Raw genomic sequence first — 12,628 nt, 5'->3', positions numbered from 1 at the left:
GGCTGCTCGAGTGCTCTTGTCGCTGCGCTTTCGTCGCAAAGCAAAGTTCCCGCAGTGAAAGCGAAACAAGCGAGGTATTGTGAGAAACATTAAGAAAAGCGCAGAAATCTTTTTTAGATTTCTACGCTTTATATTTTTTTATGCATATGCAAATGTTGTACTAGGTGATAGTGAGCGAGCTTGACTTTCCGTAGCCCAAACCACCACAAAAATAGCATAAAAGGGATCATTAAATATACCCAATACCCTTTGAATGATAATATTGTATTATATAAAATGTGTAATACTACCGGTGCACAAAGCGCCATAGCAATCATTTCTTTCGTCTTTGCAAGCTTAGAAAACTTGGCACGTCCATAATAATAGCCCATTACAACACCGAACAAAGCATGACTCGATACAGGTAATAATGCACGCATAAATGCAGTATTCAAACCGAAAGAAAATAAATAAAGCACATTTTCTATCGTGGCAAAACCAAGAGATATACTTGCACCATACAGTATGCCATCATAAGGATCATCGAATTCTACATGATTGTAGATTGCGATCAACAGCACAAACCATTTAAAAAACTCTTCAACTACACTAGAAAAAACTACATCTTGTAGATAAAGATAACGAAAGACCCCTTCCTCTGTTAGTACATATTGTAAGAACAAGATTGGGAACGTTAAAAATGCGCCATACAAAAACGTTTGAAGTAAGGTTCTTCTTGGCTCCGTTGCCATCTGATTGCGCAAATAAAAGTAACTAAAAAGCGCTAGACCGGGAGCAATGGCAGCTGATAATAAAATGATCATGATGCCGGCTCCTTTCAAAAAATCAATTTCGCCTTGACATATTTATGTTAAGATTTTAAAATTCGTGACATCCTTCAAATACATTAAACCAACAAATCTATTCTTGCGCGTAAGCAAAGCGACAGCACATAATGTTGGGTTACTTTGGTGTTTTCAAAGGATTAAAATTCCATATCCCAAGTTTATCTTTATCTACCTAATATTGGACACCTGCATAAAAAATATATCCGTATATCTCAGGTGGAAAACTTATGAGACATTAAGCTTCCGTTTTCGACAATAAATATCTTTTACATGAAGATAAACTGCTATTATTATACCATGATATGATAAAAAACTTTTTAAAAGGAGATAAATATTTTTTATGAAAAAAACAATTTTATTAATTCATACAGGTGGCACAATTTCTATGGCGATGAGTGATGAAGGTGCCGTTATGCCAAACAAGGAAAATCCTCTAATGAAGGAAAGCCGTAAACTTGATGCACTTGCCACAATTATTGAAATGGAGGCTTTTAACCTCCCATCACCACATATTACGCAAAAAGAAATGCTTAAATTACGTAATCTAATTATCGAAAAAGTTGCAGAGGAGAAAATTGATGGCGTTGTTATTACTCATGGTACTGATACGTTAGAAGAAACAGCTTATTTTTTAGAGTTAACGACTGATTTATCAATTCCTATTGTCCTAACAGGTGCAATGCGCTCCTCAAACGAACTTGGTGCAGACGGTATTTATAATTTAGTAGAAGCCGTTCGTGTAGCAGTTGATGAAGAAGCTCGTGAGAAAGGTGTACTTGTTGTCATGAATGACGAGGTCCACCTTGCTGTTAACACTACAAAAACAAGCACATTGAATGTTTTATTACACTACTCATAATTCCTCAATATGTCTCTTAATTCACTACGTATTTACAATCTTCGCACAGTATCTATTTTTACAGTCTATCCCCTTAAAGAAAATTTACTGTTACCTCAATTTCATCCCATTCTGTTCGTTTCCAAACTATTTCGGATATAATATTTTTGATATAAGCATTCTGTTTTGCTTTATCGTTTTCATCGCTACTTTTTTTCATGGACTCAATAAAATCGTCTATTCTTTTAATTCTGTCATTATTAGTCATACTAGAAAATGATTCTAATTTCTCTCTTTTCTTTCTGACTATATTTTCTAATTCATATATCTTTTCTTTTCTCTCTTTGATCTTTGATTTAGCCTTATCTGAAGAATACCTACCTTCCTCAAACCATAGTTCAATATTATCAATTGCTTTATATTGAATATCTAATTTAACATCTATTTTTTCTATCTCTTTAAGCAATATTGCCTTTTCTTTATCTTTTAAATGGTCGTTTTTTATATCATTTAGAGTTACTTTTAATGCTTCTGCTGATTTATAAATTGAATCCATTACTAACTCTGATCTACCGCCTTTACACTCTTTACATTTAGAACAGTTTGAAATTTCATCTCTCCCATCATGACTCGATTTTCTTATTGTTAATGTGGAATTACAGTTGTAACATTTAACCACTCCAGATAATATATTAATGTTGTTCTTTCTAGTATGAGTGTTATTATTCTTAATTGCTTCTAAAATTTTATCATGTTCTTCTTGAGTTTTTATTGCAGGATGAGCATTATAAACTGTTTTCCACTCACTTTTAGGCACGTATTCAAATTTCTTTTTTACAGCAGACTTTGACTTCCTATTACCTTTAGTCTTGTTGTATATGATATGTCCAAGAGTAACTTCAGCTTTCAATTGTTGTAATATTGTTGCACCTGTCCAAAGGGTATTTTTGGGAGAAGCAATTTTTTGTTTATTTAATGACCAAGCTATATCATTACTAGACATATTTTCATCAAGGTACATTTCATAAATCATTCTTAGAACTTTAGCTTGCTCATCATTTATTTCAAGTTTTTTAGTTTTTCGATTATAATCATATCCATAAGGAGGAGATGAAAACACCCATCTACCCATTTCCACTGCCATTTTTCTACCGTGAGTCAACTTTTTATTGATGTTTTTGTAATCTCTTCTTGCCATAAATTGCTTAAAAGCTAACATTTCTTCTGAAGCTTCATCTTCCATATTATATATTGTGAAAGGTGTAGTTTCTATGATCAATGTATTGCTATTTAGAAACACATTTGTAATTATATCTTGATCTGTACCACTACCTCTACCAAGTCTGTCATAATACGTTACAACAACAGCATCATACATTCCTACTCCAATATCATCTAATAATTCACACATTATTGGTCTTGCTTCTATGGAATCACCAGAACCAATTTCCTTATAAATTGTATAACTCCACCCATATTTTTCACATATTTGAATCGAGCTACGTTCATGTTTTATTAGGTCTTCACTCTCTTCTCCCCTAGAGCGTCTAAGATAAATTGCTACGTTTTTTATATCTTTTAAATCCTTCATATTTCAATCACCTATTGTCCTTTGTAAATAAATTTTACAGAAAAAATATCACCATCATTAATTTCTATAGAATTTTGCTTCCAGAATAAGTCCTTTTTAATTCTACAAATTTTATACTTATTAGCTTGCGAAATTATTGATTGTATACTTCTTTCCTTTTCTAGTTTACCTTGAACGCCATATGCTCCTTCATAAGGATACACACTTGATAATATTTTAAGCTCTTCGTCTGTCCATAGGTCTTGACGTTGAATTATTTTGTTTTGTTCACGAGATTCTTTTGCAACTAATGGATCTTTTTTCAAGCCTAACTTTTTAGCTCTCCTTAATATTTGTGTATTTGTATATTGAGGAAATATTTCAGCTAATTGATTAGCAGTCTTGTATTTATAAACCTTTTTTAATAAATCACTTTCTTCTTGAGACCATCTGATACGATTCAAATCCATCACTCCAAAATATTAATATTCTTTAAAGACATAATAACAAAAAACACTGACGTAATACAACATCAGTGTTAATTATTGTAATCAATCGCATGACATATAAGATTCTATCTCCAGCAATCTCTCTTCTGGTAATGATTTAAAATATTTAACTAATGCGTTATGTAAAAGTTCATTTAATTCTTCGTTTTGAATTATACAACTATTTTGAGTTAACTCTTGCTCTCTAGTTATTCGAATCATCCTTTCTTACATAATCAATAAATTCAAATTCCAATCCATTCTCTTCATGTTCTTCTTTATGTATTATTTTAAATTGCCGTTTTACTTTTTCATAAGGAAAGAAAGTATCTCCCTTTTTATTGTCATGGATATATGTAATGTAAACTTTATCTGCATAAGGTAACGCTTGTTCAAATAACTTTTGTCCACCGCAAATCCATAAATCCTTGTCTTGGCTTCCCGAGTTTAAATAATGGTTTAAAACTTTATCAAACGAAGATTCAACGATTACTCCTTTAGGGGCTTTATAATTCTTATTTGAAGTTAAAACTACGTTTACTCGCTTATCTAGTGGCATTGGTAATTCTTCAAATGTCCGTTTACCCATTAAACAGATATTAGGATGTCCACTATTATTTTGAGTAAGTTGCTTAAAACGTTGTAGATCTTTCTTAGCCCTGTATAAGAGATGTCCATTCTTACCTATAGAGTTTGTTTCGTTAATTGCTGTAATGATATTGATTGACATGTACTCCTCCTTATTATCGTTGACTTAATACGTGACTTGATAGTAAAATCAAGATGTGACTAAACCGAATTTTCCTGATTCACTTCTATGTCACGCATGAGTGAGTGTCTTATTGGCATTCACTCTTTTTTTAGATTCCTAGTTCAAATTTCATTTGTGGTTTAATTGGGTTGTAGTCAACTAATTCAAAATTGTCAATTGTGATTTCATAAAAATTAGTCTTATTAGGTACGTTTAAAATTAACTTTGGACTAGTTTGCTCTTCACGTTGTTTTAATTGATGTATACGTTTAATTGTTTCTTCTGCTTGTTCAATGTGTTTATCATAAATATGATAACTTTGTCGAAGATGATTAAACTTTCCCGCTTTATATCCACAATGAGTTGCTATCATCATTTGTAATGCTACGTATTGCATTTGATTAATTCCTGTTCCTGCCACAAGCACATCACTTGAACGCTGTACCATAGTACAATCTAAATATAATGAATCATCATTTGTCCTTTTACTAACACTCCAGATCGATTCGTAACAACATGGATAAATACCTTCTGTTTCTTCAAAGTCAGCGTACTGATAAAGGTTTAATATATGTCGTCTACTAAACGGATCATCAACTAAACCATCCAATAGCTTATTCATCAAATCGTACTTTTTTATAGTTGCACCATATCTCTGTCCTATAGTATCACCATCACCTACTGACCACGGTTTCCACCACTTAACACCATAGGCTTCAAAATCCTTAATTTTACTTGATTGTAGCTGAGTAAATACTCTAATTTCCTGAATTGCTTTCTCTATAGAAATTTCTCTAGTCTCTGTGATTGGAAATTCTCCATTGGCAATATCATACGTTTCATATACTCCGTTAATAAAAATTGTATGAGCAGGACTGCCATCTTCGTATTTAGGTCTTGGATTTTCATCAATCGTTCCTTCTTTGGCTAATCTAGATAAATTCTCTAATAAATACTTTTCCATCTTATTTAATTGACTCATATCAAAATTTACTCCTTTATGTATAAAAGTAATGAGAGTAGAAATTAATCCACCCTCATATAAAGTTATGTATTTTATTTATTAAAAAGCTTCTTAAGTGCTTTTTTAAATTTACCTTTCTTTTTCTTCTTTTTAGGAGTTTCCACTATTAACTCTGCTTCGATCATTTCATCATTAGTTCGTTCTGTTGTAATTAAAATGTCGTCCGATAAAGCTTCAACCTCATTATCCTCAATCAAAGCTTCTTCTGATGATTCATGTGGTGTTTCTAATGGCTTATGAAACTGTACAAACTTATTATTAAATCGCTCATTACCTTTTCCATAGAAATCTTCAGCAGAAATTACACCATTTCCATTATACTGAGGTACAAATGGTACTCCGTTTTGTTTAGCTTCTAATTTGCGTTCTTTACGTGATTTAATCATCTTAGTTAGTCTCCTTTTCACATGTGATATGACCTTTAAAGCTTGCATTACCATATTCATCAATTCTAATTGTTTCATTGCCTTCTGAATCATAAGCCACAAACATTTCAGTATTGATATTATTTTTCATAAAATCATTCTCCCTTGATTATGTATTTTTTATTTAACTAATTCAATTACATGTAAATCCTGCTCGAAAATAATCCCACATAAGTGATTACCATCTTCTTTTGTTTCTAGAATCACACTTAATGCGCTCACATCATCTTCGCCCTCTCCTACATAAACACCGTATACTTCATACTTTTCTTTATATGGTGAATTAGCGAATAATAACGCTTTAGTTCCCAATGCCTTAAAATCATTTACCTTAATAAAACTTCCAACTTCAATGTCTTTTAACTTTAACATTTGACCATCCCATGCTTTTATAATATCTTAATTTTATTAAATGACCTTATCTTCCTGAATAACCTTAACTCCAACTTTTACCCATTTACCATCTTCAGAAATCTTCACATATCGCAATTCTGAGTCTCTACTAAATCCTAATCGCTCTAAAAACAGCTCTTTATGTATCTGAGATTCTTTATTTTTAATATTACTCATACACAGATTCTCCTTTTGTTATTTATTATTTTATGTAATTATATATTAAACGTATTTCTACGTGAATTTTATTACTCTGCTATGTATTTCATTGCGTGTTGACTTGATTTCTTTTGCAACTCTAATTGCTTCTTAATAATCTTATCGATATCTTTCATAGCGATATTACGAGCCGCATTTACATCCGCATTCACCTTGTAATTGCAATTTTGACATTTAAACTCTTCTTGTGATGGTCGCCATTCATTCTTATTATGCTTCATATGTATATGACCGCATTTATTACAGCGAGCAGACGTATGAGCAGGTTCAATTTTAACCACTTTAATTCCATGCTCAGAAGCTTTATTTTCGATCATTGTTTGAAGTTGGAAGTATGTCCAAGTTTTAAGGAATGTTTCATTTTCAGCAATACCCGATAAGTCTTCCATCTGAATTACGCCACATTGTTCACGCAAAGCAATATTCACTATTTCACGACTCCAACAATGATTTTTAGTCTTCTTGTAATTAGAAATTTTATTTCCAATTTTCTCTAAGGGTTTTAATCTTGTTTTTCTACCATGTCCTACAGAACCATCTCCTGCCCATACACGCGATTTTTGTAAACGATTCTTACGTTGCATTACTTGTTTCTCGAACATCTTAATTTCTTCTGCATTACCAATTGCTTGTCTATAATGTGTACTATCAGAGATAGCTAACATTGCAGGAATATTAATACCTAAGTCAATCCCTAAAATTCTATTGCTATCTAGTTCTTTCTTTTGTGCCTCAAAACTATATGTAAGTAATAAAAACCATTTCTTTTTCTTATCATCGTATTGCATCTTAGACATGGATAATTTATATTCGCCATTAATTACTCCATCTACAATTACCTTCTGATAGTGGTCTTTCACAATTAATTCTAGGTGAAAATTACCGTCTGACAATCCTAATTCCTTTGCATATTCTTTATTTACCATATTAATTATTGTAGAGTATAGCTTACCTTCTTTATAAATACGCACATTCTTCTTACTGTCCATGAACTGCTTATTATGTAATTCAATTGGAAGTGTGCGATTAAATGATGGAATTGATTTGTTACCGCACAAAATATCCTTTAAATCATTTTTCCACTTTTGATCAATCATACGAATCATCGCATCTTTACAGTTACCTGCTAATGCACTAGCATCTTCTTTTAATTCATTCAGAATATCATAATTAATTGTCTTATATCCGTTCGGCAATTTTTTATTTTGCTTTAAATAGTAATCACCAAAGCGTTCCTTATATGCAAAGTCAAATCCTTGATAATCCCATCTCATACGAATACCCTTGTTGGCTAATTTCCAACATTGGTATTGTACGTCTCTCATTGCTTGATAAAATACTGGTTTCTCTAAATTCAAAGGCTTCTTAACCTCAATTTTTAATACTTTTGTTACCATAAGTGTTTTTTCTCCCTTTTTTATTATTTTAGACTTACAAAACTGTAATTATTAAAATCAAATAACACACAAAACTTTTAGTAGTCTGTAGAAATTTACATTTACAAAACCTTAAATGTCGCATATAGCGTTACAGACTTTACCGAGAGTGATTTAATCACTAATTAATTTCTCGTTACAGCTATGTATATTGGTTTTGTTCTCGGTTTAACGTTGCTAAAATCAACGCAGAGAGTTTATTTAGTTGATGGTTACATTCAAATTAATCACATCCTTTAAATTTAATAGTAGTAAAGCCTATTAACAGGACGTTAAACAAAACTGGAACTTTTACTTCTCTGTAAAATTTAATAGTAGAAAAATATAAAAATTATTTACAGTAGATTATCGAGTGTATCTTATTTATATCTATTATTTCGTTATGTATGTTACTCCTAGACACTAATTCGATTTAAGGCTAGTAAAATTAGCCTGGTATTTTATAATAGAATTTTTTTTATAATTATGTTACTTGTAAAACTGATTGAGAGAATGATGTGCTAACAGAACTCTTTTAGTCCTCTGTAAAATATGTTACTTGTAAAGCTTCAAATTATGTATTGGACTTGTCACAGAGGTTATCGAGTGTTTTTGCTTCTCGATTTAAAGCCACTAAAATTGGCTCAGTATATTATTACTTATGGCGGTAGATATCCATTCAACCGCCATAAGTATTTATGTATTTAATTAACTATTTTCATTATAGCATTCATTTTTGAAATATCAACTTTTTATGTATTTTATTATTTAATTTCCTGTTTACCGTTATCAGTCCAATCTTTAATTAACTCTAAAGCAACTATAGGATCTAGATTCAATGTCGATGTGACCACATTCACTAATTCCATTCTCTCTAAAATCTCATTTGTTGTTGCATTAGAAAATGAACTAACTAAAACTCCCAAGCTTTTTCACTCATAATTAATCGTTCTCCTATTCTTATATAAATTTTAAATAATATCCATGTTTTATTGAAAAATTAGTGATACTAAAATGATATTAATACCACTAATTCATTTAAATTATCATAATTATAATACTGATTTATTACTTAGTTAAACTGTTATTAATTTGACGCTGAATTTCTTCCTTAATGCGTTCCTCTGGAGCAAAGAAGAATTCTGATTTCATGATCTTGCCATTCTCATCTTGTTTAGCATACTTATTACCATTATCATCTACGAACAACTTAGAATCGTTACTAGCTTTAATTATTTCGATTACAGGTTGAATATCAATACCTGCTTCCACGCAGTCACCAAGTAAGAACCATAATTCATCACCTAAGCCATCGGCTAATGCTACAATTTTATCAGTCTTATTAGTGATTAAAGGTTTCTGTAGTTGCTTCTCTTTAGCTTTATCTAGGTAAGTATGTAACTTATCTACTGCTTTAACGAATTCCTCTTGAGTATTAGAGATTGAGTATAATTGCTCAACAGCCTCCTCAATTGATCCCCAACCTTTTCGATTAGTGAATCGCTCTAATGTGGGCAATGTCGGAACTGTTTCGGCAGGATGCCCAAATGTGATTTGAAAATCCTCAACAATAGTTTGTAATTTATTTGTGAATGTGTTTGCCATAATTAAATATTTCCCCTTTTTTTGTATTATCTTTGTTTATGTAATATTTTATCAAACTATGCTTCACAAACAACGCAGAGTTTATCCTTACTAAATTGTTGAGATGCATTTGTACTATGTTGATAGTAAAGAGTTTTAATCTTGTTTTTCCAAGCAAAAATATGTAACTCATTAATTTCTTTTGCCGACATAGTAGGATTAACCATAATATTTAATGATTGACTTTGGTCAATAAATTGCTGACGCATTGACGCTTGTTCTAAAACTACATATTGGTCAATTTCTGCAAAAGTCTTAAATACATCTTTTTCATGGTCTGATAAGAAGTTCAAGTGTTGAACTGAACCATCATTACTTCTAATACTATTCCAAGTTTCTCTATCATCCTTACCATAAGAATTTAATACTTCTTTAAGATATGGATTACGAATAGTTACTTTTGCTTTAGCAACATCTTTCACATAAATATTACTCCAAATAGGTTCTATACTTTGCGATACTTGACCTAGAATAAATGCAGAACTTGTCGTAGGAGCTATTGCTAGTAATGTACTATTCCGTCTTCCATAACCTTTCAATAGTTCAGGTTCTCCAAATAAATTAGCTAATTCTTTAGATGCTTTCAATGCTTTCTTTTGGATAAATCTAGTAATGCGAACATTCAATTTAGAAGCTTCTACGCTTTCAAATGGAATCATTTTAGACTGTAAGTAAGAATGCCATCCTAAATCTCCTAATCCTAATGCTCGATGGTCTTTAGCGAAGTTGTAGGCTCTTTCCATATATAAGAATGCATTTCTTTTTTCAGCACTATCGGAATCTCGCATATCCTCTAAATCACTAATGAATTCAGAAATCACTGCATCTAAGAAATAAACCATAGTTTCCACAGCATCAGTATCTTTCCATTCATCAAAATGTAAAAGATTCATAGAAGATAAACAACATACAAATGACCAAATATCATTATTAGGTAAAGTAATTTCAGAACAAAGATTACTGTGATTGATTTTTAAATTCTTATCTTTATATACATCTACAGTATTATTATTTACTGTATCAGTGAAGAAGATATATGGATAACCAACTTCTACTCGACTCTGAATCACTTTTGCCCAGACAGAACGTTTCTTGGTATCCCCATCAATCATTTCTTTCATCCATTTATCAGTAACTGTTACTCCATGAGTCATCTTTTGAATAGCATTACCTTCTGTACCAATTTGTAAGAATTCCTCAATATCTGGATGATCTATAGGTAAATACGGAGAAAATGCTCCTCTACGCACATTTCCTTGACTAGCAACGTCGATTAAGGTTTCAAACATATTCATAAAATGAACTGCACCAGAAGAGTTTCCATTGTTAGAAATTGGAGCACCTCGATGTCGTAAATTTCCGAAATATCCAGAAGTACCTCCGCCAAATTTACTCATCATCCCAACTTCGCCATGAGTAAATAGAATATTAGCCATATTATCATCGATATTACTACCGAAACAACTAATACTTAATCCTTTATTAGTTCCAAAATTAGACCAAACTGGAGAGGATAGTGAATAATAACCTTTACTTAGATATATATAGAATTTATTAGAAAAACCATCAATCCCTAAAATTTTCTCAGCATAATCTGAAATTTCCTTTAATCGTTGTTCTGGACTGACTCCTTCTTGTAAATATCCACCCTTTAAAAAATTAACACTATTTTCATTTAACCATTCAAATGCCATACATAATAGACTCCCTTAATTAAGTTTTTATGGTTGTTTTTATAAAATACCAAGGTTAATACTCTTAGAATATATCTTCAGCAGTATAACTCTTAGTTCTCTTTGTATAATTTACTGAACGTTTAGCAAAGAAGTCTACATGTTTCGTAGTAATGATCTCATCATCAAACCAATCAGTTTGCTCTACTAAATTTTCATCTACCTCAAATAATGGTTCAAACCCAGTACTTTTCAACGAATTATTCAATCTATTCTTAATGAATTCTTTAACCACATTTTTAGGTAGGAAGTCTAAATCTCCATCTTCATAAATCCAATCTATTACCTCAACCTCTGATTCAAATGTTTTCTTACATGCGTCATAAACTTTATTTGACATTTCTTCATCAAACCATTCTGGATTTTCATTTCGAATAATGTCTACTAACTCAATTCCAAATAATCCATGTAATTGCTCTTCTTTAGACGTTGCTTCGATTGCATTAGAGATGCCTTTAAAAATATTCTTGTGCTTATTAAATGACATGATAATTAAAAATTGCGAGAATAGTGACACATGTTCAATAAATAGTGAGAATAAAATAAGAGACAATGTAAAATCTTTATTATTTTCTGATTTAGTATACTTAACTGCTCGAGTCAAACTATTTACTCGATTTGCTAACGCAGGAATATCTTGAATTTGTTCAAATTCATTGTTTAAACCTAATATCTCAAGTAGATGTGAATAAGCATCGCTATGTCTTACTTCTGACTCACCAAATACTGCTCCCACAGCTCCTACTTCAGGTTTAGGTATACGGTTATGCAAATCTCCCCAAAAGTTTTTAACTGCAACTTCTACCTGTGAAATAGCTAACATTGCATTCTTAATCGCATTACGTTCTTTGTCGCTAATATTAACCTTATAATCATGAATATCTGATGTATAGTTGAATTCAGTATGTAACCAATATGAGTGTTGAATAGCTTCTTTGTATTCAACCAAACTTGGATATTCATAAGGTTTTAAATTAATACGAGACTTAAAAATATCAGGCTTTCGTTCTTGTGAACGCTTTTCTCGATAAAGAATGTACGCCTTAGCAGTTACCTTGTACTTGGAGTTAAGGAGAACCATTTCTACAGTATCTTGTACTTTCTCAACTGACAAATCATCATTTGATCCATTTAATAAATATAATACTTCTTGTGCAAGAGTTGCTGATACTTCATCATTGAACTCTCCAGTCTCCCTTCCTGCTTTACTAATGGCACTAGCAACCTTTTCTAGTTTAAATTCTACGATTGAATTATCTCTCTTCCTAATTGTTTTAGATAATGTCAAATTATTTCCTCCT

The 12,628-nt window shown here is 31.4% G+C and carries 14 protein-coding genes and 1 pseudogene; 1 reads left to right on the top strand and 14 read right to left on the bottom strand.

The features are described from left to right. Window positions 1-128: 128 nt before the first annotated feature. Window positions 129-803: a glutamic-type intramembrane protease PrsW gene (prsW, locus tag ACIPKN_RS14660; RefSeq protein ID WP_132359285.1), complete on the bottom strand. Its 675-nt coding sequence runs from the start codon at window positions 801-803 to the stop codon at window positions 129-131. 364 nt (window positions 804-1,167) lie between these two features. Here prsW and ACIPKN_RS14655 point away from each other — a divergent pair. Continuing rightward, a pseudogene (locus ACIPKN_RS14655) lies at window positions 1,168-1,668 on the top strand (asparaginase); the annotation flags it as partial. Between the two features lie 91 nt (window positions 1,669-1,759). Here the strand turns inward: ACIPKN_RS14655 and ACIPKN_RS14650 are convergent. The 13 genes from ACIPKN_RS14650 to ACIPKN_RS14590 form a co-directional block, all read right to left on the bottom strand. Continuing rightward, window positions 1,760-3,256, bottom strand: a complete 1,497-nt coding sequence (locus tag ACIPKN_RS14650) for a recombinase family protein (protein WP_400937308.1) — start codon at window positions 3,254-3,256, stop codon at window positions 1,760-1,762. Between the two features lie 11 nt (window positions 3,257-3,267). Continuing rightward, the gene (locus ACIPKN_RS14645) at window positions 3,268-3,699 is read right to left on the bottom strand and encodes a hypothetical protein (protein WP_400937306.1); all 432 of its coding nucleotides are present in this window, start codon (window positions 3,697-3,699) and stop codon (window positions 3,268-3,270) included. Window positions 3,700-3,928: 229 nt separating this feature from the next. Continuing rightward, on the bottom strand, window positions 3,929-4,453 hold the full coding sequence (locus ACIPKN_RS14640) for a dihydrofolate reductase (protein WP_400937304.1): 525 nt from the start codon (window positions 4,451-4,453) through the stop codon (window positions 3,929-3,931). Between the two features lie 130 nt (window positions 4,454-4,583). Next, on the bottom strand, window positions 4,584-5,456 hold the full coding sequence (locus tag ACIPKN_RS14635) for a thymidylate synthase (protein WP_400937301.1): 873 nt from the start codon (window positions 5,454-5,456) through the stop codon (window positions 4,584-4,586). A gap of 74 nt (window positions 5,457-5,530) precedes the next feature. Then, entirely contained in the window at window positions 5,531-5,884 is a 354-nt protein-coding gene (locus tag ACIPKN_RS14630) for a hypothetical protein (RefSeq protein WP_400937299.1), read from the bottom strand. A 1-nt stretch (window position 5,885) separates the two neighbouring features. Beyond that, the gene (locus tag ACIPKN_RS14625; protein ID WP_400937296.1) at window positions 5,886-6,014 is read right to left on the bottom strand and encodes a hypothetical protein; all 129 of its coding nucleotides are present in this window, start codon (window positions 6,012-6,014) and stop codon (window positions 5,886-5,888) included. 29 nt (window positions 6,015-6,043) lie between these two features. Continuing rightward, a complete protein-coding gene (locus ACIPKN_RS14620; protein WP_400937294.1) occupies window positions 6,044-6,295 on the bottom strand; it encodes a hypothetical protein in 252 nt (83 codons plus the stop codon). A 36-nt stretch (window positions 6,296-6,331) separates the two neighbouring features. Next, the gene (locus ACIPKN_RS14615) at window positions 6,332-6,493 is read right to left on the bottom strand and encodes a hypothetical protein (RefSeq protein WP_400937292.1); all 162 of its coding nucleotides are present in this window, start codon (window positions 6,491-6,493) and stop codon (window positions 6,332-6,334) included. Between the two features lie 71 nt (window positions 6,494-6,564). Beyond that, window positions 6,565-7,932 (bottom strand): RNA-guided endonuclease TnpB family protein, encoded by a 1,368-nt coding sequence (locus tag ACIPKN_RS14610; protein WP_400937289.1) that lies wholly within the window; start codon window positions 7,930-7,932, stop codon window positions 6,565-6,567. Between the two features lie 782 nt (window positions 7,933-8,714). Then, a complete protein-coding gene (locus ACIPKN_RS14605) occupies window positions 8,715-8,876 on the bottom strand; it encodes a hypothetical protein (protein ID WP_400937287.1) in 162 nt (53 codons plus the stop codon). A gap of 142 nt (window positions 8,877-9,018) precedes the next feature. After that, complete coding sequence (locus ACIPKN_RS14600) at window positions 9,019-9,555, bottom strand: pyrophosphohydrolase domain-containing protein (protein WP_400937285.1); 537 nt, start codon at window positions 9,553-9,555, stop codon at window positions 9,019-9,021. Between the two features lie 56 nt (window positions 9,556-9,611). Continuing rightward, on the bottom strand, window positions 9,612-11,288 hold the full coding sequence (locus ACIPKN_RS14595) for a ribonucleoside-diphosphate reductase subunit alpha (RefSeq protein WP_400937283.1): 1,677 nt from the start codon (window positions 11,286-11,288) through the stop codon (window positions 9,612-9,614). A gap of 64 nt (window positions 11,289-11,352) precedes the next feature. Then, window positions 11,353-12,615: a ribonucleotide-diphosphate reductase subunit beta gene (locus ACIPKN_RS14590; protein WP_400937280.1), complete on the bottom strand. Its 1,263-nt coding sequence runs from the start codon at window positions 12,613-12,615 to the stop codon at window positions 11,353-11,355. Window positions 12,616-12,628: the final 13 nt, after the last annotated feature.

It is taken from the genome of Lysinibacillus sp. NPDC086135, assembly GCF_044746345.1.
Taxonomy (GTDB): domain Bacteria; phylum Bacillota; class Bacilli; order Bacillales_A; family Planococcaceae; genus Lysinibacillus.
This window is presented reverse-complemented; position numbering and strand designations above follow the sequence as displayed.